14 protein-coding genes and 2 pseudogenes are annotated in these 22,824 nt (G+C 67.4%); 3 read left to right on the top strand and 13 right to left on the bottom strand.

The features are described from left to right. Window position 1: 1 nt before the first annotated feature. The 4 genes from B1A87_RS17645 to B1A87_RS17630 form a co-directional block, all read right to left on the bottom strand. Window positions 2–1,195 (bottom strand): Gfo/Idh/MocA family protein, encoded by a 1,194-nt coding sequence (locus B1A87_RS17645; protein ID WP_078027503.1) that lies wholly within the window; start codon window positions 1,193–1,195, stop codon window positions 2–4. Window positions 1,196–1,296: 101 nt separating this feature from the next. Then, complete coding sequence (locus B1A87_RS17640) at window positions 1,297–2,199, bottom strand: carbohydrate ABC transporter permease (RefSeq protein WP_078027502.1); 903 nt, start codon at window positions 2,197–2,199, stop codon at window positions 1,297–1,299. Continuing rightward, window positions 2,199–3,101 (bottom strand): carbohydrate ABC transporter permease, encoded by a 903-nt coding sequence (locus B1A87_RS17635; RefSeq protein ID WP_078027501.1) that lies wholly within the window; start codon window positions 3,099–3,101, stop codon window positions 2,199–2,201. Before B1A87_RS17635 ends, B1A87_RS17640 begins: the two co-directional genes overlap by 1 nt. A 4-nt stretch (window positions 3,102–3,105) precedes the next feature. After that, window positions 3,106–4,428: an extracellular solute-binding protein gene (locus B1A87_RS17630; RefSeq protein WP_078027500.1), complete on the bottom strand. Its 1,323-nt coding sequence runs from the start codon at window positions 4,426–4,428 to the stop codon at window positions 3,106–3,108. Between the two features lie 311 nt (window positions 4,429–4,739). Between B1A87_RS17630 and B1A87_RS17625 the strand changes: the two genes are divergently transcribed. Then, the gene (locus B1A87_RS17625) at window positions 4,740–5,765 is read left to right on the top strand and encodes a LacI family DNA-binding transcriptional regulator (protein ID WP_260680921.1); all 1,026 of its coding nucleotides are present in this window, start codon (window positions 4,740–4,742) and stop codon (window positions 5,763–5,765) included. Window positions 5,766–5,809: 44 nt separating this feature from the next. Here B1A87_RS17625 and B1A87_RS17620 read toward each other — a convergent pair whose 3' ends face one another. After that, on the bottom strand, window positions 5,810–6,967 hold the full coding sequence (locus B1A87_RS17620; RefSeq protein ID WP_260680920.1) for an ROK family transcriptional regulator: 1,158 nt from the start codon (window positions 6,965–6,967) through the stop codon (window positions 5,810–5,812). Between the two features lie 200 nt (window positions 6,968–7,167). Between B1A87_RS17620 and xylA the strand changes: the two genes are divergently transcribed. Then, window positions 7,168–8,355 (top strand): xylose isomerase, encoded by a 1,188-nt coding sequence (gene xylA / locus B1A87_RS17615; RefSeq protein ID WP_078027497.1) that lies wholly within the window; start codon window positions 7,168–7,170, stop codon window positions 8,353–8,355. 93 nt (window positions 8,356–8,448) lie between these two features. Then, a pseudogene (locus B1A87_RS17610) lies at window positions 8,449–9,758 on the top strand (xylulokinase); the annotation flags it as partial. A gap of 170 nt (window positions 9,759–9,928) precedes the next feature. On the opposite strand, the gene B1A87_RS17605 reads toward B1A87_RS17610, so the two are convergent. The 8 genes and pseudogenes from B1A87_RS17605 to B1A87_RS17570 form a co-directional block, all read right to left on the bottom strand. After that, window positions 9,929–13,078, bottom strand: a complete 3,150-nt coding sequence (locus B1A87_RS17605) for an efflux RND transporter permease subunit (protein ID WP_078027495.1) — start codon at window positions 13,076–13,078, stop codon at window positions 9,929–9,931. Between the two features lies 1 nt (window position 13,079). Beyond that, window positions 13,080–13,535 carry a hypothetical protein gene (locus tag B1A87_RS17600; RefSeq protein WP_078027494.1) on the bottom strand — a complete coding sequence of 152 codons (456 nt, stop codon included), beginning with the start codon at window positions 13,533–13,535 and terminating at the stop codon, window positions 13,080–13,082. Then, entirely contained in the window at window positions 13,532–16,687 is a 3,156-nt protein-coding gene (locus tag B1A87_RS17595; RefSeq protein WP_260680919.1) for an efflux RND transporter permease subunit, read from the bottom strand. Before B1A87_RS17595 ends, B1A87_RS17600 begins: the two co-directional genes overlap by 4 nt. 408 nt (window positions 16,688–17,095) lie before the next feature. Then, window positions 17,096–18,496: an NtaA/DmoA family FMN-dependent monooxygenase gene (locus tag B1A87_RS17590; protein ID WP_078027493.1), complete on the bottom strand. Its 1,401-nt coding sequence runs from the start codon at window positions 18,494–18,496 to the stop codon at window positions 17,096–17,098. Window positions 18,497–18,506: 10 nt separating this feature from the next. After that, window positions 18,507–19,744 (bottom strand): annotated as a pseudogene (locus B1A87_RS17585) (LLM class flavin-dependent oxidoreductase). Beyond that, complete coding sequence (locus B1A87_RS17580) at window positions 19,741–20,592, bottom strand: DUF1684 domain-containing protein (protein ID WP_078027491.1); 852 nt, start codon at window positions 20,590–20,592, stop codon at window positions 19,741–19,743. The pseudogene B1A87_RS17585 and the gene B1A87_RS17580 overlap by 4 nt, the downstream one beginning before the upstream one ends. Further along, window positions 20,570–21,733 carry an LLM class flavin-dependent oxidoreductase gene (locus tag B1A87_RS17575; protein WP_078027490.1) on the bottom strand — a complete coding sequence of 388 codons (1,164 nt, stop codon included), beginning with the start codon at window positions 21,731–21,733 and terminating at the stop codon, window positions 20,570–20,572. Before B1A87_RS17575 ends, B1A87_RS17580 begins: the two co-directional genes overlap by 23 nt. Next, on the bottom strand, window positions 21,730–22,815 hold the full coding sequence (locus tag B1A87_RS17570; RefSeq protein WP_078027489.1) for an ABC transporter substrate-binding protein: 1,086 nt from the start codon (window positions 22,813–22,815) through the stop codon (window positions 21,730–21,732). Before B1A87_RS17570 ends, B1A87_RS17575 begins: the two co-directional genes overlap by 4 nt. Window positions 22,816–22,824 lie beyond the last annotated feature (9 nt).

Here is a 22,824-nt window from a genome sequence, read left to right as displayed (position 1 = left end):
CTTAGACCGCCTGCCACTGGCTGGAATGTGCCGCGCTGGATTCCACGGCGGCCAGCACCCGCTGGACCTGGAGGGCGTCCGCGAACGTCGGTTCCGGCTGCCGTCGTTGCGCCAGCGCGTTGACGAGGTCCACCACCTGGTGGGTGAACCCGTGCTCGTAGCCCAGGCCGTGGCCGGTAGGCCACCAATGGCCCACATAGGGGTGTTCGGGTTCTGTCACGAGGATCCGGCGGAATCCGGCGTCGGGGGAGTCGGCGGCCTCGTAGAAGGAAAGAACGTTCATGTCCTCGAAATCGAAGGCGAGGGATCCCTTGGTGCCGTTCAGCTCCAGGCGCATCGCGTTCTTCCTGCCGAGGGCGTACCTGGTGGCTTCGAAGACGCCGACGGCGCCAGCTGAAGCAGCGCCGCCGTCGAACCGGGCACTGAAGATCGCGGCGTCGTCAACGGTGACGGCCCCGCGGGGCGCCTCAGCGCCTGCGTCACCCTGCCCGCCGAGCCCCACGAGGTTCCCGGCCAGGGGCCGCTCGGGCACGAACGTTTCCAGCAGCGCCGAAACACCGGCGATCTTCTGGCCGGTGAGCCACTGGGCGGTGTCGATGATATGCGCACCGATGTCGCCTAGGGAGCCGGATCCGGATTTGCCCTTGTCCAGCCGCCAGGTCATGGGCGCGTTCTCGTCGCTCAGCCAGTCCTGCAGGTAGTGGGCGCGGACGTGCCGGATGGTTCCGAGCCGGCCTTCCTCCACCATCCGCTTGGCCAGTGCAAGCGCCGGCGTGCGGCGGTAGCTGAATCCGCACATGGCGAACACCCCGCGCTTTGCGGCCGCCTCGGCTGCGGCGGTCATGCGCTCCGCCTCGTCCACGGAGTTGGCCAGCGGCTTTTCGCAGAGCACGTGCTTGCCGGCCTCAAGGGCGGCGACCGCGATTTCGGCATGGGTGTCGCCGGGGGTGCAGATGTCGACCAGGTCAATGTCGTCGCGTTCAATCAGGCGCCGCCAGTCGGTTTCGGCCGACTCCCAGCCCAATTTCCCGGCGGCAGCCCGGACGCCATCGGCGTTCCTGCCGGCCACCGCCGTGAGCTGCGGCTGCAGGGGCAGGTCGAAAAAGCGGGGCGCCGTCCGCCAGGCGTGTGAGTGGGCGGCGCCCATGAACGCGTACCCGGCCATGCCGACGCGCAGCGGCTGTGTATCAGTCAAGAGTGGTCCTTCCGGCTATTAGGTGGTCGAGGTTCTGGTGGTTGAGCTTCTGGTGGCGAGCTTGCCGAAACCGGGCCTCGACAAGCTCGACCACCGCGGCATTATTTGCTGAAGCCCGCGGTCAGGCCGCTGAGAAGCTGGCGCCGGGCCACAACGTAGAGCACCAGCAGCGGCAGCGTGGCCAGCACCACGGACGCCAGAACCGCGGGGATGTTGACGCTGAATTCGCCCTGGAACGTCCACAGCGAGAGCGGCAGCACGCGGGTGCCCGGGCTCTGGGTCAGGATCAGCGGGAACAGGAAGCCGTTCCAGACGTGCAGGGCGTTGTAGATGCCCACGGTGATCACGGCCGGCTTGGTCATCGGCAGCGCGAGGCGCCACAGCATGGACCAGTCGGAGCAGCCGTCCAGCCGCATTGACTCGAAAAGTTCGTTGGGCACGTCCCGCATGAAGTTGGAAAGGATCAGCACGGAGACGGGTATGGCGAACGCTATGGACGGCAGGATGAGCGCCAGCAGGGTGTCGTACAGGTGAGCGCGGGTGATCATCCAGTAGATCGGAATGATGGTGGCATGCAAGGGAATGGCCAGCCCGAGCAGGAAAAGGTTGTTGGTCCAGCTCAGGAAGCGGCCCTTGCCGCGGACGATTGCGTAGGCGGCCATGAACGAGACGAACAGTGCCGGAATGACGGTGCCCAGCGTGACGATGACGCTGTTGGTGAAGTACCGGACAAAATCGTTTTCCAGGACCAGCTTGTAGTTGTCCAGTGTGGGTGCAGCGGGCGGCAGCATGGGGTTGGAGGCGAAGAACCCGGCCTGGTTCTTCAGGCTGGTGACCACCACGTAGTAGATGGGCAGGATGATGACGAGGAGCCAGAGCCAGCCACCGAGGCCGCCGAGGAGGTTCGGCCGGAAACGCGAGGCACGCCTGATTGCCGGACGGGGGGCCGCCGCGGTGCGGACGGGTGCCGCCGGCGGAACCGGAAGCTGTGTCGTGGAAGCCATCAGGCTCCTTCCAATTGGCTTGCGTTCCGGTTTTTGCCGCCAAGCCGCTGCAGGAGCAGGGCGAGGCCCAGCCCGATGGCGATCAGGATGACGCCGAGGGCACTAGCGGCGCCCATGTCGTTGGCCTTGAAACCGGTCAGGTACATGTGCAGCGGCAGTAGCCTGGTGCTGTAACCGGGGCCGCCGCCGGTCAGGACGAAAATGAGGTCGAAGTAGGCCAGGCTTCCCACCACCATGAGGGTGGAGGAGGTGATGATGGTGTACTTCAGCTGGGGCAGGGTGATGTTCAGGAACTGCCGGACGCGGCCGGCGCCGTCGATTTCTGCCGCCTCATACAGCGATGTGGGGATCTGCCGCACGCCGCCTTGGTAGATGAGCGTGTGGAACGGGACGAACTGCCAAGCGATGACGAACACCACCACGAACAGGACCAGGTCCGAGTTTCCGAGCCAGTCCTGGATCAGGAAGGGCACCTGGAGCCCGGGGCCGAGGCCGAAGTTGGGGTCCAGGAGCGCCTTGAACGCGATGGCAACAGCGGCTGACGATAGCAGCAGCGGCAGGAAGTAGAGGACGGCGAGTGCTGCCCGGTATTTCTGACCGCCCGCCGTGAACACCCCCAGCAGGAGGCTGATCGGCGCCTGCACGATGAAGGAAAAGAACATGATCTTGGCGGTTACGAGCAGAGCGTTGCCGGTGACCGGATCGCTGAGGACGGTCGCCCAGCTGCTCAACCCGTCAAGGCGGATCTCGCGTAGCCCGTCCCAGCTCGTGAAGCTGAGGAAAACCACGCCCGCCAGCGGCACAACGGCGAACACCAGGAAGAATACGAGGGCCGGCACTGCCAGCCACCCCGAGGGGCCCGCGTCGCGGACCCCCCGGCGGATGGAACTGTCTACAGCCACGGCTCTACTTTCCGATCGTGGCGTTCATCGTGGAGACAAACTGCTCGGGCGTGATCTTCTTGAGGAAGATCTGGTCAAGGTTGGACAGCATCGCGTCGCCCTGGGCGGGGCTCAGCGCCTGGTCCCAGGAGAGGGTGAAACTCGGGGCCGCCTTGGCCAGGCCGTAGACGAACGTGAGGAAGTCCTTGTCCGGTGACGCTGCGAGCTTGCTGTCGATGCCGTTGACCACCGGCACAGCCCCGGAACTGATCAGGGCGTCCTTATCGGTGTCAGTGAACATTCCGTCCTTGACGTAGTTGAGTGCGGCCTTCTTTTGCTCGTCTGTGGCCTTGGAAGAGATCGACCAGAAGTTGGACGGATTGCCGACGACGTTGGCGGGGTCGCCCTTTCCGCCCGAGACAGTGGGGAAGGTGGTGAAGCCGAGCTTGCCGCTGCTCACGAAGTCTGCCGCGTCCTTCTTCATGCCCTGGTAGATCCAGCCGCCCTGCACCACCATGGCTGCCTTGCCGGTATAGAGCAGGGCCTGGTCCGCGTTGCTGTCAGCCGCGATGGAGGAGAAGCCGTTCACGAAGCCGCCGGCGTCGACCAGTTCCTGGATCTTGGTCAGTGCCTCGCTGACCGCGGGGTCCGACCACGCACCGGCCTTGTTTGCAGCGATGTTGGCGAAGACCTCGGGGCCGCCGATGCGCTCAACAAGGTATTCCAGCCACATCAGGTCCGGCCACTTGGACTGCCCGCCCAGGGAGAACGGCGCAATTCCGGCCTCCTTGAATTTCGGCACGAGGGCCATGACGTCGTCCCAGGTCTTGGGCGGCTGGGCGCCGACCTTGTCGAACACTTCCTTGTTGTAGTACAGGACGACGGGCTGGACGTTGTTGTTGGGCAGCGCGTAGGTCTTGCCGTTGATTTCACCGTTCTTCAGGACGGAGGGAAGGTAGCGGTCCTTGACCTGGGGGTTCTCCTTGATGAACGCGGAGAGGTCCTCCACCTGGCCGGCATCCACGTAGGACTTCAGGACACCGCCGCCCCACCCGTAGATAAAGGTGGGGCCCTCGCCGGCGCCCACAGCTGTGCGGACCTTCGTCTTGTAGGCATCGTTGGCGAAAAAGTCCAGCTTGATGGTCTGGTCGCTGTGGGCGCTGTTCCATGTCGCCACCGACTTCTGCAGCACAGGCTGGTTGCCTCCGGTCAGTCCCCACATCGTGGCGGTGCCGGAACCTGCGGAGGTGGAACCTGCGGGGCCGCTGGAACCGCACGCCGCCAGACTGACAGACAGTGCGGCGGCGGAGATGGCCATGGCGGCGGTGCGCAACTTACGGGTATTCATCTGATCTTTCATCCGTCCTCCGGGGTCGGCGCTGATTGCCCGGGTGTGAGAGGTGGCAGGCCTGCCGTCCAACGGGAGGCCGCGTGCCGCTGATGATGATTTGTGTGGTCTTGGGTTTCGAAAAATTTCGTAAAACCTGCGACTCGTGCAACCCAAAGTAACGGTGACCCAGATCACCAGTCAAGACCAAAACTGAAAAAAGTTCAGAACGTTGACTAATGAACGGTTGACCTCGCGGGGCGCACGGTACAAACTGTTTGCATCGAAACTTTTCGAAACTTCCGGGGGTTCTTGTGTCAACTGTTCAGGGCGTGGACAGGCCAACGCTGGCCGCTGTCGCGCGGGAAGCCGGCGTCTCGGCTCCGACCGTCTCCAAGGTCATCAACGGGCGGGAAGACGTTGCTGCCGTCACCCGGGCCAAGGTTCTGGCCGCGCTTGAGCTCACGGGGTACCAGTCTCCCCTGCAGCGCAGGACGGCCGAGGGCCGCACACCGACCGTGGAAGTGGTGTTCGATTCCCTCAACTCCGCTTACTCCGTGGAGGTCCTCAACGGAGTGATGGAACATGCCGCCGCCGAGGACGTCCAGGTCATGTTGAACGTCACCAGCCAGCAGTCGGCATCAAAGCTGACCCCCGAGCGGCGGGCCCAGCGCATCCTGGATGAAGGCCGCGTGGGGCTGATTGTTGTGACTTCCGCGTTTGGGGAGGCGCAGCTGGACGCGTTCTACCGGCGGCACATTCCCGTCGTCGTCATCGATCCGCTTAATCCGCCGCCGGGAGATGTGGTGAGCGTCGGCGCGAGCAATTGGGCCGGTGGAAAATCCGCCACCGCCCACTTGCTGGAGCTGGGGCATCGCCGGATTGCCTACCTGGGCGGTCCGCCGGAAGCCGAATGCAGCCAGGCCCGCCAGCACGGCTACATGGCCGCGCTGATGGCAAGCGGGGTGGCGGTGAACGACGAGTACGTCGTCCCGGGCGTTTTCCGTCCGGAGCACGGCGTGCGGGGCCTGCGGAAGCTTCTGGCCCTGGATGAACGCCCGACGGCGATATTTGCGGCCAGTGACAGCATTGCCCTGGGCGTGCTTGCCGAGGCCCGCCGGCAGCGCATCCGCATTCCCGATGATCTGAGCCTGGTGGGCTTCGACGGCACGTTCCAGGCCGAGGAGGCGGTGCCCGCGCTGACGTCCGTGGCGCAGCCCCTGCAGGAGATGGGTCGGGCCGCAATGCGCTTCGTGCTGAGGCAGGCCCGGGGCGAGCTGCTGGACTCCCGCCGCGTGGAATTAGCCACTCACCTGGTGGTCCGCGAGTCGACTGCGCCGCTGACTGCCCGCCGCTGAGAGCCCCCCGCCGAAGCACCCCTGCGAAGGGTCCGCTCAGCCGGTCAGTTCAGCAGGTCATGCGGACTGGCAAAGACCTCGCGCAGCCTGCTTCCCGCCGCCCCGCGCAGCGCAGCGGTCTGCCCGAGGCCGGAGAAGGCGACGCCGTCCGGGGGCACCACGCCGGGGGCGTAGCTGCCGAGGCTCCGCAGCAGGCTCGGCCGGATCCACCGGTCCAGCCCGGCGAAATGCCCGCCCAGGATCACCGCGGACACGTTGACCATGCGGGCGGCGGACGCGAGTGCTACGCCCAGATAATGGCCGGCCGTCTCCACGGCCCGGGACGCCTCCGGCGAGCCGGCCCCAAGGGCTCCCAGGAGTGCGGCCATCCGGTCGGCGGTCGTTGTGCCGTCGATGCCCGCGGCGGAGAAAATCGCCTGCTGTCCGGCGACGGTCTCCAGGCATCCGCGGCCCCCGCAGCTGCATGGCCGGCCGTCGGGCTGCACCACCAGGTGCCCGATTTCGCCGGCATGTCCGCCGGGGCCCGCGAAGAGCTCGGACCCGAAAATGAGCCCGCCGCCCACGCCGACTTCGCCCGAGACGTAGAGGTAGTCCCGGTAGGAGGAGCCGTGGCCGTACCAAAGTTCCGCCAGGGCTGCGCTGTTGGCCTCGTTGGAGAGGACGACGCCGAGCGGGGCCCCGGGGAGCAGGGCCTCCAGGTGCTGCACCAGCGTGGCATCCCGCCAGCCGAGGTTCGGTGCGGTCAGGACGGTTCCGCGCGCCGGATCCACGAGGCCGGGCACGGCCAGCCCTCCGCCCAGCAGCACCATCCCGTCAGCCTCGGCTGCCGTGGTGACCCGCCGCGCCAGGGCGCGTAGTTCCCCGAGCACCTCCTCCGGGCTGCCGCCCGGTGGCCGCTCAACCACTTCCTGGACGCGCACTTCACCGAGCAGGTCCACGACGCCGGCTGCCAGGTAGTCAACGTTGATCTCCGCGCCGAGCGCCCCCCGCTGCCGGTTGAGCACGAGTCCGCTTCCTGGCCGGCCGCGCTCGCCGTCGCGGGTGACCCCCACTTCCTGAAGCAGTCCGGTTTCCAGCAGGCCGGCGACCAGGCTCGAGACAGACGCCTTGGTCAGGCCCGTGCGAGCGGCGATCTCGGCCCGGGTGCAGCGTTCCGTCCGCCGGATGGCGCCCAGCGCCACGGCCAGATTCTGCCGCCGCACATCCTGGACCCGGCCGGGAGCCTCAGCCTGCACTGTCTACCCCGCGCATCGTCCGCCCTTCCGCTGTTCGTTCCGGTTTCTTTCGGCATCGCGCCAAAAACTCTTGACCCAAGTTCACCACAACCCATATAGTTCAGATTCCATACTAATTCGTTTCCTTTTCTGGAACCATATCCTGCTAGCCCAATGAGGTGCTCACTATGGCTGTTACGCCAACCCCGGAAGACCGCTTTACCTTCGGCCTGTGGACTGTCGGCTGGACCGGCGCCGATCCGTTCGGCGTCGCCACCCGCCCGGCCCTGGACCCGGTGGAGGCGGTCCACAAGCTGGGCGAACTCGGCGCCTATGGCATCACGTTCCACGACAACGACCTCGTTCCCTTCGATGCCACGTCCTCCGAACGCGAGCTGATCCTGAAGAACTTCAAGGCAGCCCTGGCCGAGACGGGCCTGAAGACCCCCATGGTGACCACCAACCTCTTCAGCCACCCGGTGTTCAAGGACGGCGGCTTCACCTCCAACGACCGGTCCGTCCGCAGGTTCGCCCTCGCCAAGGTGCTGCGCAACATTGACCAGGCCGCTGAACTCGGCGCCGAAACCTTCGTCATGTGGGGCGGGCGGGAAGGCAGCGAATACGACGGCTCAAAGGACCTCTCCGCCGCCCTGGATCGGATGAAGGAGGGCGTCGACACGGCGGCCGCCTACATCAAGGACAAGGGCTACGGCCTCCGCATCGCCCTGGAGCCCAAGCCCAACGAGCCCCGCGGCGACATCTTCCTGCCCACCGTCGGGCACGGCCTGGCCTTCATCGCCCAGCTCGAGCACGGCGACATCGTCGGACTCAACCCCGAGACCGGCCACGAGCAGATGGCCGGACTGAACTTCACCCACGGCATCGCCCAGGCGCTGTGGGCCGGCAAGCTCTTCCACATCGACCTCAACGGCCAGCGCGGCATCAAGTACGACCAGGACCTGGTCTTCGGCCACGGCGACCTGACCAGCGCCTTCTTCACCGTGGACCTGCTCGAAAACGGCTTCCCCAACGGCGGCCCGAAGTACGACGGCCCGCGCCACTTCGACTACAAGCCCTCGCGTACGGACGGCTACGACGGCGTCTGGGAATCCGCGAAGTCCAACATGGCCATGTACCTGCTGCTGAAGGAACGCGCCCTAGCCTTCCGCGCCGACCCCGACGTCCAGGAAGCCCTGAAGACCTCCGGCGTTTTCGAGCTGGGCGAATCCACCTTGGCCGCCGGCGAGACCACCGCGGACCTGCTGGCTGACGCCAGCGCGTTCGCGATGTTCGACGCCGACAAAACCGCCGAGCGTTCCTTCGCGTTCGTTCGGCTCAACCAGCTCGCCATCGAACACCTGCTCGGCGCCCGCTGATACCGGAATCCTCAACCGCTGCCGGGCCCGCTCCTGCGGGCCCGGCAGCACCGGCCCCCGCCCCGGCGTGGGCCCCGACCGAAAGAACAGCCGATGCCCCTGGTTGCCGGAGTCGACAGCTCCACCCAATCCTGCAAGGTGGTCATCCGTGACGCCGAGACCGGTGCGCTGGTGCGCCACGGATCAGCCCGGCATCCGCGAGGCTCCGAGGTGCACCCCGACGCCTGGTGGGAGGCCCTGCAGGAAGCGATCGCCCAGGCGGGCGGCCTCGACGGCGTTGCCGCGATATCAGTGGGGGGCCAGCAGCACGGGATGGTCTGCCTCGACGCGTCCGGCGACGTGGTCCGCCCTGCCCTGCTGTGGAACGACACGCGTTCCGCCCCGTCCGCAGCGGCCCTGATCAAGGAAGCCGGACAGGGGAGCGACGACGCCGGCCGGCGGCACTGGGCCCGGACCACCGGTACGGTACCCGTCGCTTCCATAACGGCCACCAAGCTGCGCTGGCTGGCCGAGAACGAACCGGACAACGCAGCCCGCACGGCCGCCGTCTGCCTCCCGCACGACTGGCTCAGCTGGCGGCTGGCCGGGTTCGGACCCGGAAGCGGCGCGGAGGGCCTGGCCGCGCTCCGGACGGACCGCTCAGATGCCTCCGGAACGGGCTATTGGTCACCCGCAACCGGCGCCTACCTCCCCGAGGTACTTGGGGGCACGCTCGGGCACGTGCCCGTGCTGCCTGCGGTCCTTGCGCCGCTTGCCAGCGGTTTCGCCACGCCCGCCGGCGCACTGATCGGCCCCGGCGCCGGGGACAACGCCGGGGCGGCTCTCGGCGTGGCCGCCGGGGTGGGCGACGTCGTGGTTTCGATCGGGACATCCGGCACGGTCTTCGCCGTCGCCGACAAACCCACGGCTGATCCCCTCGGCCTGGTTGCGGGTTTCGCTGACGCAACGGGCCACTACCTGCCCCTGGTGTGCACACTCAACGCTTCCCGGGTGCTCGACGCGACCGCCGCCTTGCTGTCGGTGAGCCTGCCGCGGCTCTCCGAGCTCGCGCTTTCTGCCGGTCCCGGCGCCGACGGCCTCGTCTTCGTCCCGTACTTCGAGGGTGAGCGCACCCCCAACCTCCCGGACGCGACGGGCTCGCTGCACGGGATGACGCTGCAGAATTTCACGCCGGAGAACCTGGCCCGCGCCGCCGTCGAGGGAATCGTCTGCTCCCTCGCGGACGGGTTGAAGGCGCTCACGGACCTGGGGGTTTCCGCGGAGCGGATCATCCTGGTTGGCGGAGGCGCGCGCTCCGCCGCCGTGCAGCAGGCGGCGGCAGCCATCTTCGGCCTGCCGGTCGTGGTGCCGGAACCGGGGAGTACGTGGCCGACGGCGCGGCCCGGCAGGCTGCCGGCGTGCTCCTGTCTCTTATACACATCTAGATGTGTATAAGAGACAGCCGCCCGTCCGGCCCCCGACGTGCTCGCACGCTACCGCGCCGCCGCCGCCGGCGGCCACTTTTAGTGACTGCCGGCGGGCGGAGTGCCTGTTCCGGCGAGGCGACCATGCCGCCGTCGTCAGTTTGGCCGCATCACTGAGCGGGCTGCAGTGCCGGATCCGCAGATCCGGGTTGCCGGGCACGGGCGCGTTTGCTCTTGGCGAACCGCAGATACAGCGACGGCACAATGAAGAGGTTGAGCAGCGTTGAGGTGAGGAGGCCTCCCAGGATGACGATGGCCATCGGGTGCTCGATCTCGTGGCCCGGCACGTCTCCCATGATGACCAGCGGCACCAGGGCGAGCCCGGTGGCGAGGGTGGTCATGAGGATCGGCGACAGCCTTTCCCCTGCGCCCCGCAACACGAGCGGACCGCCGAACGCGACTCCTTCATTCCGTTCCAGGTGCTGGCAATGGCTGATGAGCAGGATGCCGTTCCGGGCCGCGATTCCCATGACCGTCAGGAACCCTACGAGCGATCCCAGCGAGAGGACCCTGCCGGAGAAATAAGCGGCAAGCACCCCGCCCACGAGCGCTATGGGCAAGGTGAGGAGGGCGAGGACGGCCAGCCGCCAGCTCCGGAACGATGCCTGGAGGAACACGAAGATCAGTGCCAGGGCCGCCACCGCGAAAATTGTCAGGCGTTCGGTGGCAGCCTGCCGCTCGGTGTATTCGCCAAGAAGCTGGACGCTGTAGCCTTCGGGCAGGTCAAGGGATTCCAGCCGGTTCTGCAGCTGTGAGACCACCTGGCCCAGGTCCGCCCCGGCATCGATGAAGGAACCGACTTCGACCCTGCGCGAACCGTTGGTCCGGTCGATGAGGTTCGGGGTGGGCTGTACGCTGACCGCGGCGACATCGGCAAGGCGCACACGCTGCCCGCTCGGCGTATCGATGGGCAGGTCCTGGATGCTCGTGACGCTGGTGCGGGTCTCCGGAGTGCTCCAGACCTGGACATCGTAGGCCCTTCCGTCCCGGAAGACGTCGCCCACCTCTTCGCCGGCCACGAGCGTTGCGGCCGCCCGCCGCACGTCGCCGGGTTTCAGCCCGTACTTTTCCGCCGCCGCGAGATTCACCTTGACGGTGATCTGCGGCACTTCAACCTCCAGGGAGATGTGCGCATCGTCAGTTCCCGGGATGTCGGTGAGGATCTTGTGGATCCGTTGTGCCTGCTCACGCAGCACGTTGAGGTCGTCCCCGTAGACGCGCACCAGGATCGGTTCGCTGGCGCCGGTCAGGACTTCTTCGATCCTCTCCTTCAGGTACGTCTGCACGTCACGGTGCAGGCCCGGGTAACCGTCGACGACTTCCTGGACCGCTGCCACTGTCTTGTTGTAGTCGGCGTGGCGGTCGATGCTGATCCAGTGTTCGCCGGCGTTGACGCCGACTATTTCGTCCGCCTGGAAAGCCTGCCCGATGTGCGTCCCGCAATTGAGGACACCGGGCACCTTGAGGAAGGCCTCGCAGCCCCGCTGGGCAATGCGGTATTCCTCTGCCGCCGACGTGCCGGGCTCGGACACCCAGTGCATCAGGAAGTCGCGTTCCTTGAACGTGGGGAACAGGGATTGGCCTAGCAGGGGAGCGGCCATAAGCCCCACAACCGCCAGTGCTCCGAAACCGAGGTAGCCGTAGCGAGGCCGTTTCATGATGCGGGACAGGACGGCATGGTATCCGCGCTTGAGGACGCGGACCAGCGGCGGGTCGCGTTGTTCCAGTTTTGCCCGGCCCAGCAGGATCAGCGCCAGGGCGGGCGTCACTGTCAGCGCCACCAGCATCGACGCCATGACAGCCAGGGTGTAGGAGACGGCCAGTGGCCTGAAGAAGACGCCTGTCAGCCCGTCCAAGAAAAGGATGGGAAAGGCGGCCACGACAATAATCAGGGTCGCGTAGACAATGGGGCTCCGCATTTCCAGCGAGGCCTTCAGGACCACCGACGCCGTGGATTCGTCGCTGCCCCGGGCGCGGTACTGCCGCAGCCGGCGCATGATGTTTTCGACGTCGATGATTGCGTCGTCGACGACGACCCCCACCGCAATGACGAGCCCGGCGAGGACCATCGTGTTCACCGAACTGCCGGTGGCGTAGAGGACCATGACGGCCGTGAGCAGGGAGAGCGGAATGGCCGCCAGGCTGATCAGCGCGGTGCGCCATTGGAACAGGAAGGCGCTGAGAATCATGACCACCAGCAGGCAGCCCAGGAGCAGGGCCAGGCTCAGGTTGGAAATCGCCTCCTCGATGAAGCTGGCCGGGCGGAAGATGGTGGTGTCAAAGGTGATGCCGCTCATTCCCGGCTGGAGTTCGTGAAGGGCTTCCTCGACCCCCTTCGTCACGTCCAGCGTGTTTCCCCACGGAAGCTTCTCCACGATGAGCATGAGCCCGTGCCCGTTGTTGATGACCGCGTCGCCGATCAGCGGCTGGTGGTCCTCGACGACCCGTGCCACGTCGCCCAGATGGAGCGCGACGCCGTGATTTTCCCGAATGGTGACGCGGGCCAGGTCAGCGGGGCTGGTGATCGGCTGGACATGGCGGACGCTCATCCGTTGATTCGGGCTGCCGACGAAGCCGCCGGTGCCGATGAACTTTCCGGGCGAGTACTGAAGCAGCCCCGCGTCCACGGCTCCGGCGGTGACCTCCATGACCTGGTTGAGCGAGACATTCTGGGCTTTGAGCCGCTCGGGCTGGACCTGGACCTGCAGCATCTGGAGCCGTTCGCCCCAAATGGCCACGTTGGCCACGCCCGGGACCCTGAGCAGCCTGGCCCGGATGGTCCAGTAGGACAGCATGGACATTTCGATCATGGACCGGTTGGACGAGGTCATGCCGATCTTCATGACGCGGCTGGTGGACGACAACGGCTGCAGCATCACCGGCGGAGCGGCCCAGGTGGGCAGCGCCGCCGTCACCGACGCCATGCGTTCCGATACAAGCTGGCGGGCGTTGAGCAGATCCGTGCCCTGTTTGAACACCAGCACGATCGAGGAAAGCTGGGGCACGGATTTCGAGCGGAGCTCGTCGAGGCCGGGCATGCCGCTCAGGGATGCCTCGATGGGCACCGAGACCAGCTCCTCGACTTCCTGCGCGGTCAAACCAAGGCAGGCAGTCTGGATTTCCACGCGTGGCGGCGCGAATTCGGGAAAGACGTCGATTGACGCAGAACTGAGCTGGAGGGAACCCAGCACCATCACCACACACGCCAGCGCAACGACGATCGTTCGGAACCTGAGGCTGATTCCTATGATCCAGCGCATGTCAGTTCGCCGTATCCAGCTCTGCGCCGAACAGTTCCTCGGCCCCGAGGGTGACCACCTTGGTGCCCGGCGCCGGGCCGCCGCTCAGCTGGGCGACTTCCCCGTCGATGCGCACCACGGTTACGGGCTGGCGGACGAAGGCCAAGGGCTCGGGATTCGTGTAGACCCACGTCTTTCCCTGGCTGTCGTACAGGATGGCCAGGTACGGAACACTGAGTTTCCCGCTCTTCGGATCCGCTGACGTCGTGGAGGTCTGCAGCCCGATGTTCCCAAGCGCATGCTCGGTGAGGACGATGCGCTTGACGTCGGATCCCGGAATCTCCTGAAGGCTAGCAGCGGCGTCGCCGGCGGTGGTAGCCTCCGCCGACGGCTGGCTGCAGCCGGGCAGGGTCAGCGCCAGGAGGACCAGGGCGAGTAGAACCAGTAGGCGGCACGGCCGCGGCGATTTCCCCATCATGACGGATCCCGGCTTTCAGATGCTGCCCGGCGTTCGCCAAAAATGCCGTCCGCGGGTGCCTGGTCGGGCGCGAAGCGGAGCAGTGTGGCGGGCAGGACAAAGAGGGTGTAGAGGGCGGTTGTCAGAAGGCCGCCCCAGATGATGATTGCGAGCGGTTGGATGACCACGGCACCGGTCGCTCCGCCGAGAAGAACCAGCGGCAGCAAGGCCAGGCCCGCCATCACAAAGGAGGCGAGGGTCGGCTGCAACCGATGCCGCGCGGCACGGATCACGTCGGCCGGCGCGGGAGTGGCACCCGCCCTGGAGCGGAGGTTCCGCACCTCGCCGGCGAGAAGCAGGCAGCTGCGGGCTGCGATTCCCAGGACGGCCGAGAACGCGATCACTGCCACCAGGGAATTGGTTCCGCCCGCAAGCGAGGCGGCAAAGACGCCACCGGACATGGAAACGATCAGCCCAAGGAAGACTGCGGCGGCGAGGCGCCAGCCTCCCAGCGCGGTCTGGAGGAGGACCAGGATGCCGAAGGCCGCCACGGCCGCCAGCAGCCACAACCACTGGAAAGCGGACTGCTGCTGGGCATACTGGGTGAGGATCTCGGCATGGTAGGCCAGCGGGAACTGGATCGCCTGGATGCCCCTTTCGATGTCCTGCTGGATATCACTCAACGCGCGCCCCTGAATGTCGGCCTTCACATCAACGCGCCGTGACGTGTCGTCGTGAAGAATCACGGCTTCGTTCGGCACCACGTTGACCCCGGCGACGTCGCCAAGGCGCACATGGCCGCCGTTGGGGGTGTCGATCAGCAAATCGCGGACGCTGGTGACGCTGTTGCGGGTGGACGGTGTTCCCTTCACCACCACGGAAAAGACTTTCTGCTGTTCGTAGACGTTGCCCACTTCGATGCCCTGCAGCAGGGCTGCAGCCGCGCGCCGCACTTCACCGGGAACGACGCCTGCCTTCTGGGCCTTGGCCAGATCGACCTTGACCTCGACGGTGGGTTGTTCGTTGGGCGCATCTACACGCGGGTTCACCACACCGGCCGTGTGTGCGAGGACCTGCCGCACCTCCTCTGCCTTTTGGCGGAGGGTAGCCATGTCCACGCCGTATACACGGACCGCAAATCCGGAGTCGGCGGCTTCCCGGATCTGGTCGATCTTCTGTTGCGGGTATGTCGAGACTTTCCCGGTCAGGCCGGGGTAGCCGTCCACGACCCTCTGGATGGCGCTAACGGTGTTGCGGTAAGACGCATCCGCGGCCACAGTCACCCAAATCTCGCCGGAGCTGACGTCACCCACATGGTCGGACGTAATCGCGCGCCCCACCTCCGTTCCGACAGTGGCGACTCCGGGCAGGGCCCCGAGTTCGCGCGCGGCAGCGTCGGTGATCCGGGTCATTTCCTGGTCCGACGTGCCGGTCATCGCCTTCCACTCAACTACCAGCGTCTTGTCTGCGAGCACGGGCACCACAGGCTTATCGGTGACCAGCCCGGGTGCCAGGGCAAGTCCGGCCAGGGCGATGACCGCGACGGCGGCGAAAGCCCACCAGGTCTTGCCGTTCCGGCGTGCCAGGAACCGCCCGTACCGGATGCGCAGGCGCTGCATGGCCCGGCCTTCCCGCTTCCGGGAGGAGGATTCCGGCAGGAGGAACGCCAGGGCCATGGTGGCGGTCAACGCCACAATCATGGAGACGGCCAGTGCCAGCAGGTAGGTGAGCACCAGGGGTCCGAACATCGCGCCGTTCTCACCCGGAACGAAGAACGCCGGCAGGACGCTCAGTGCGATGATCAGCAGGGAGTAGACCAGCGGCGTCCGAACCGCCTGGAAGGCCCCAACCAGCAGGTTGCTTCGTGGCTCCCCGGTATCCGCTGTGCGTGACGTGCGGTGGGCCCTGATGGTGCCGGTGAGGTCTTCGGTCACGTCGCCGATGATGACCGTGAGGGCGAGGATCATGCCGGCCAGGACCATGGTGTTGAGTCCGCCGCCACGCAGGGAGAGCAGCAGGGCTGCCGCGATGAGCGAGAGCGGAATGGCGATCAGGCTGATGAGCGCCGTGCGCCATGAACGGAAAACGAATCCAAACATTGCCCCGATCAGGAGCAACGTGACGAGCATCGCGTCGCCGAGGCTGCCCACCTCGTCCTGAATAAATGACGACTGGCGGTACACGCTGGTGTCCACGACCACGCCCTGCAGCCCGGGCTGAAGTCCGTGCAGGGTCTCATCGATTCCCCTCGTGACGTCAGCGGTGTTCGTGTCCGGGAACTTCTCGATCACGAGCAGCAGCTCAGCGTTCGGGCCCACCTGGGCGTCACCGATCAGCGGCTGATGGTCTGTCTGCACCTTGGCGACATCGCCCAGGAGCAATTTGTGGGATGTGCCCTGGAGGCTGACTTTCCCCAGGTCCTGGGGTGTGGTGATGGGAAGGACGTGCTGGACGCCAAGCCGCTGATGTCCTGTCTCCAGGAATCCGCCGGTGCCGGGTGTGGACGCCTCCAGATAGCTCAGCGGTGACACCCACACGGAGTTTCCGGTGGTTCTGATGACCTGGTCCAGCGTCACTCCCTTTGCCTCGAGCTGCGCGGGATCCACGAGCACCTGGAGCTGCTGGTCGCGCTGTCCCCAGATGGAGATGTTCGCGACTCCGGGGACGGCCAGAAGTGCGGGCTTCATGGTCCACCGGGCCAGGACGGACATGTCGATGGCCGATATGTCTTTGGATGTGAGCCGGATCATCATGACCCGGCTGGTTGATGACAGCGGCTGCATGAGGACCGGTGCGGCCGAAACGTTCGGCAGGGCCCTGGCCTGGGTCAGGCGTTCCGCCACCAGTTGGCGTGCCCGGAACATGTCAGTCCCCGGCTTGAACACCAGTGGTATCGAGGACAGGCCCGGAACCGACTTGGACCGGATGGCTTCCACCCAGGCCACGCCGTTCAACAGGTCGGCCTCCATGGGGGAGGTGATCAGCTGTTCGACCTCCGCGGCAGACAGTCCCAGGGCCTCGGTCTGTATCTCAACCTGTGGCGGGGCGAATTCCGGATAGGCGTCCACGGACATGCCCGGCAGCGCGGTGAACCCGTAGGCGAGGACGCCTGCTGCCACCACGAGAACCAAGAGCCGGAACTGCATAACCCATCGAAGTACCGCGGCCATCATGGCCGTTGCCGCGCAGACTGCGGGGCCGGTATTTCTTTGTGGATCCAGCCGGGGCGCCACCGCCATCGGCCTACGTTCAGGCGGGTCGGTTCCCGGGTTCCCAGGAACGCCCCGCGCGGATTTACCTTCAGATTTTCTCCGAGGTGACCAACGAAAACTTTCTGGACTGAATCAACGTTCACGGCGCGGCTCCATTGCGTGTGCCTTAGCGCCCCCCATCGTCTAGGAGAATAATGGTCCTAGAGACCCTGCGCGTCAACGGTCCTTTGGGAACGCCCGTGCGCTTGGCGTTAGATGGGCTGTTCGCGCAGGGTCAGCAGCAGCCCGATGATGCCGGCGGTGTCATTGCCGGCGGTGTCAGCGTCCGCCGTTTCGGTACCTGCGGCCGCGCCGGCCCTGTCCACGCGCTCACACCTCCAGTCCGACGGCGGCTTCCGCCCTCCGCGGGGAACCCAGCCCCAGGTTTTCCCGCAGCGTCCGTCCGGCGTACTCGGCGGGATAGATGCCCCGCTCCTGGAGTGCGGGGACGAGGTGGTTGACGAGGTCGTCCAGGCCGGTGGGGACCAGCCACGGCGAGATGTTGAACCCGTCCACCGCGCCGGTGCGTGCATAGTCCACCAGCCTGTCCGCCACCTCCGTGTAGGAACCTGTGAACGTGGCGTCGACGCGGCTGGTCCTGGCCGAGACGAACTGCCGGATGCTGAGGCCCTTTTCCTTTGCCTCGGCCCGCCATTGGTCCGCCAGCTGCCGGGCCTTGGCGCCGTGGAAGCCGCTGCCGCGGGTCTCGGATGACTCCTCCACCACGGGATCGATCGCGGGCAGGGGTCCGTCCGGATCGAAGTCCTGGAGTTCGCGCCCCCAGAACTGCTCGAGGTAGGCGAGGGCCTGCTGCGGGCCGATCTGCAGGCTCCGCACCCATTCCTTCTTGTCCCGTGCCTCCTGCGGCGTGGCGGCGAGGATGAATTCGCTGGCCGGCATGATCTTGACGTCGTTCGCGCCGCGGCCCGCTTTGAGGGTGCGCCGGACGATGTCGCGGCGGAACTCGAGGGCGTCGTCGAACTTGGGGTGCGCCGAGAAGATGACGTCGGCCTGCCGGGCGGCGAAGTCCCGGCCGTCCGGCGAATCGCCGGCCTGGAACAGGACGGGCCGGAACTGCGCGCTGCGCGGCAGCCTGGGGCGGTAGTCCACGGTGTAGTGCTGGCCCTCGTGGTGCACAATCCGGGCGGAACCGGGGGCAGCCCAGGAGTCGGCACCCTGCGACGCGGCGACGGCGCCGTCCTCCCAGGAGTCCCAGATCCGCTTGGCCGTCTGCACGAACGCCTCGGCGTGGACGTAGCGGTCGGCGTGGTCCAGGTAACCGCCGCGGCGGAAGTTGGCCCCCGTCCAGGCATTGTCCGTGGTGACGACGTTCCAGGCGGCCCGTCCGCCGGAGAGCAGGTCCAGGGTGGACAGCCGGTGGGCGAGGTCCGCGGGATCGTTGTAGGTGGTGTTCTGCGTGGCGACCAGGCCGATGTGCGAGGTCACGGAGGCCAGGGCGGCGAGCATGGCCTGCGCGTCCGGCCGGCCGGCGACGTCCAGGGCGTGGGGCCTGCCGAGGTGCTCGCGGAGCCGCAGGCCTTCGCCGAGGAAGAACGCGGCGAAGAGGCCCCGCTCGGCGGTCTGGGCGATCCGGCGGAAGGACTCGAAGTCGGTCTGGGAGCCGGATTCCGATGACTTCCAGATGGTCCCCGAGTTCACGCCCTGGAAAAAGACGCCGAGCTGCAGCTGGCCGGACGGCACGAAACCGCCGCCGATAGGTGTTTCAGTCATGGTTTTCTCCCTAGATTTCGGCGCCGGAAGGCACGGCGGACTGCGCGGCCGGCTGATCGCCGGACTCCGCAGCAGGCTGAACGGCGGCATAGCGGCTGGCCGGCGGCGAAGCCCCAGCAGCTCGCGGAAGCTGACGCCCGGCCGGACCGGAGCCAGAAGCCCCCGGCGCCGCAGCGCCGGAAGTACCAGCTGGGCCAGTTCCTCCAGCTCCACGTCCAGGACGGCCGGGTGCAGCCGGACGCCGTCGGCCGTTTCCAGCAGGACGGCCAGCAGCTCCGTGAGCCCGGCGGCGGTGCCGACGAAGCGCGCCCTCCGGCTCTGCCACGGGGTGTGCGCGTCCAGTTCGGCGAGCCGGGCCGCGGCGGTCTGGCCGCGGGCGTCGAGGACGACGTCGAGCTCGGCAATGACCGCCGGTTCGGCAAGGATGGCCGGTGCGCCGGCCGCGGTGGCGGTGGCCGCCCGGAACCGGACGGCGCCGCGGGCATCGGCGACCTCGGCGGCCAGCAGCTCGGGCGCCGGGCGCGGATACGAGCAGCACATCGGCAGCCCCGGACGCCACGACTTCCTGTGTCAGCAGTCCGGCGGGCACCAGGACGGGCAGCTGGCCCTGGAGCGGCCGCGGATGATCGACGGGCCCTTGACGGAGTAGTTCTCTCCCGCGAAGTCGGCGTAGTGCAGCTTGTCGACGTCGAGGTAGCGCCCGGTGGCGACGTCGCGGATCACGGCGCCGTCCTCCCAGGAGTCCCAGAGCCGGCGGCTGACCTCGATTGAATCGGCGGCCTCCCGTGCGAGTCCTTCCGCGCCGACGGCCTCGCGTCCCACGGCGGCGGCGTCCTCCGCGCTGCCCGACGCCGCAACAAGCCAGCCGGCGCGCCCGCCGGACACGTAGTCCAGGCTGGCGAGCTGGGTGGAGACGTGGAACGGTTCGGTGTAGACGGTGTCCACCTCGGGGACCAGGACGATGGAGCTGGTGACGGGACCGGCAAATGCCGCGCGCTGCAGGGCGTTCAGGCGTCCGGCGATGTCCCGGCCGCCGGACTGGGCACCCCCGGTGACGGGGCCGTCCGCGAACGTTGCCACGTGGAAGCCGGCGGACTCGGCGGCGAGCACCGTGGTCCGGATCCGGGTTCCGTCCAGCAGCTCGGTGGGGGCATGCCGGGCCTTGCGCCACGCCGCGGGGTGCGCGCCGTCACCGTCGAGTTCCAGGGCGATGAAGCCCGGCCGGGCGGGAATCGGGGGAGTGCTCACTTGCTGGCCTGCCTTTCGGAGGGAATCTGTTCGCCGGCCTCGATGGCCACGGGCAGCCGGTTTTCGGCCGGCGGAAGCGGGCACGTGGCGAGGTCCGTGTAGGCGCACGGCAGGTTCACCGCCCGGTTGAAGTCCAGGGTCACGCGGCCGTCCCGGCCCGGGGCGCCCACCGTGAGTGAACGGTTGGCCGCGTAGGTGGTCTTGCCGGAGGTCTGGTCCGTGAAAAGCACGGACAGGGTGCCGGGCGCGTGGCCGTTGAACGCCGTGAGGGTCAGGTCCCGGCCGTCCAGGCGGAAGCGGATCTCGCCCGGAGCCTCGTAGACGTGCCGGATGCCTTCGACGGCGGCACCCACAGTGGTGGGGCGCGGCTGGTCGAAGGCCACGAACGTCCCGCCCACGGCGAAGCGCGCATCCGGCGCGTAGGCCGGCGTGCCGCGGTATCCGCTGAGCAGCGGGTTCTCCGGGTGCCGGGGCCGGACGATGTACTCGCCCCCGCGCTTGGCGAGTTCGACGACGGCGGCACCGGCCGTGAGGTTGATGCCGTCCCGGTCCGCGATCGGACCGAATGCAACGGTGACGCTGCCGCCGTCGGGGTTCAGTTCCTTGCCGTCGCGAAGGAGGCTTTCGCCGGGCTCCAGAACCACAGTGACGGCGTCGTCCGCCACGCTCCAGGTGCCGGGAACGCCATCCAGCCGGGCAGGCTCGGCGCCCAGCCAGTGAAGATGGGTCACGGCGAGGAAGCCGTGCGGGTCGGCCCGGTGACGTTCGTGGGCGGCATGCCACTCGTTCCATTCGGCGGCGAAGACGGCCGCCGGCTGAGCGGTTTCAGTGTGCGTAGACGTGGGCATGATCGCTCCTGTAGTTGTCGTGGTCGGCGCTGACGGTGGCGGCCGCGTCCGGCTCGGTGGCTCCCGCGGACTCGGGACGGCCGCCGAACGGGTCCGCGGACTCCCACAAGGTGGTGGGCGCTGCGGCCCGCACAGCCGGGATGACCTCGAGCGCGAACCGCTCCAGGATGTCCAGCTGCTGCTCGAACGGAAGGGTGGTGGGCAGGGAAATGGACTGGAGGTCGTGCCCGTACAGCCCGTGGTAGCTGAGGATCTTGTCGATCACCTGTTCCGGGCTTCCCACCAGCGCGGGGCCTTCGGCGACCGCGTGGTCGATGTCCCGGAACGGCGAATTGTTGCCGGGGACGTTGCGGGCTGCCGTGAGGGCCTCGTACACGGGGCCGAACTGGCGCTTGGCTTCCTGGGTGGTGTCCGCGAGGAACACGCCGCCGGCGCCGCTGCCCGAGCCCAGGTAGGCGTGCCGCGGGTCATGGGCGTGGCGCGCGTATTCCTCCCGGTAGTGGTCGATGAGCGCTTTGTAGTTTTCCCGCGGCTGGATGGCGTTCGCCGTGAACAGCGGATCCCCCCACCGTCCCGCCAGCGCGGCGGAGGTCAGCGTGGTGGCGGAACCGTGCCACACGCGGGGCGCCCCGGCGAACGGCCGCGGCGTGGTGCTGGCTGCGCTCAAGGGTGCGCGGAAGCGGCCGGACCATGTGACGTGCTCCTCCCGCCAGAGCCGGCGCAGCAGCGCATACTTTTCGGCCAGCAGGTCCCACTGGTCGGCCAGGTCCAGGCCGAACAGCGGGTACTGCAGCACCTCGTTGCCCTTGCCGACCACCAGCTCCAGGCGTCCCCGGCTGAGCTGGTCGATCGTGGCGTAGTCCTCGGCCACCCGCACCGGGTCCAGGACGGACAGGACCGTGACGCCGCTCTGCAGCCGGATCGTGCGGGTCACGGCGGCGATCGCGGCCAGCACGGTGGTGGGCGAGGACGAGATGAACTCACCGGCATGGCGCTCGCCCACGGAGAAACTGTCATAGCCGAGCTCTTCCGCGCGCCGGGCGGTCTGCACCACCTGGTTCAGCCGGTCGGCGGTGGAGACGATCCCGCCGGTCACCGGATTCTTCAGGTGCGGAATGATGTCCAGGACCTGGAACTTCATTTTGCGGCCCCGGACTGCGCTGCCGCGAAGTTGGCCTCGGTGACGGTCTTGGACTCCGGCAGGGCTTCCTCGGACAGGCCCCAGCGGTCCAGCACCTTGGCGTAGGAGCCGTCCTTGATGGCGGAGTTCAGCGCGTCCGTGATCACGGGCGCCAGGCCGTTGCCTTTCAGCGTGGTGGCGGCCACGAGCGTCTCGGACGGCCAGCCGGCGTTGACCTTGCCCACGATCTTGAGGTCGTCGCGGGTGTTCTCCCGGTACGTGGTGGACGGGTACGGCGCGATGTTCAGGTCTGTGCGCCCGGAGGACAACGCCAGGATGGTGTCGGCGTCGGAGGAGTAGTACTGGAGCGTGGCCGGGGCCTTGCCCTTGTCCTCGAGCTCCTTGTTCCAGGCCAGCAGGATCTTCTCCTGGTTGGTGCCGGAGCCCACCGAAACCTTCAGGCCGGAGATGTCATCGGCGCCCTTGATGTCGTAGGACGTGGACTTCTTCGCTTCGAAGCCCATGTAGGCGGCGCGGTAGCTGGCAAAGTCGAACAGCTTGACCCGGTCCTTGTTGATGCCCACGTTCGAGAAGACGGCCTCGAAGTCGCCGGACTGGGTCTTCAGCGGCCAGTTCTCCCAGGAGGTCACCTGGATGTCGAGCTCCAGGCCCAGCTTGTCCGCCACGAGCTGGGCGATGTCCAGCTCGGAGCCGATGGGCGTCTTGTCATCCGTGGCGTGGAAGGACAGCGGGATGGAACCGGCCGTGGTGGCCACCGTCAGCTTGCCGTCCTTGGCGATCAGCTCCGGGACCTTCGCGGCCAGCGCCGCATCCTTCGCTGCGCGGATCCGCTGCTGGTCCGGCGAGGTGTTGTACACGACTCCGTTGCGGGCTGCCGTCGTGGCCGGATTTCCTCCAGAGCCGGAGGAACCGGAGGCGGCCGCCCCCGGATCGGAGCAGCCGGCCAGCGCCGCGGTGCCGATGAGCGCGGCTGCACCGAAAAGTACGACGGCGGGACGCGCCGCGAGCGCGCGGGTCCGGGTTCCAGCGGGCTTCTTGGCGGGGGACTGGTTGCCTGCGGACGGGCGGGGAGGGAGTGCCATGGGAGGTCC

The organism is Arthrobacter sp. KBS0703, assembly GCF_002008315.2.
Lineage (GTDB): Bacteria > Actinomycetota > Actinomycetes > Actinomycetales > Micrococcaceae > Arthrobacter.
Note: the sequence above shows the minus strand (reverse complement) of the source record. Positions and strands in the feature narration are given on the sequence as shown.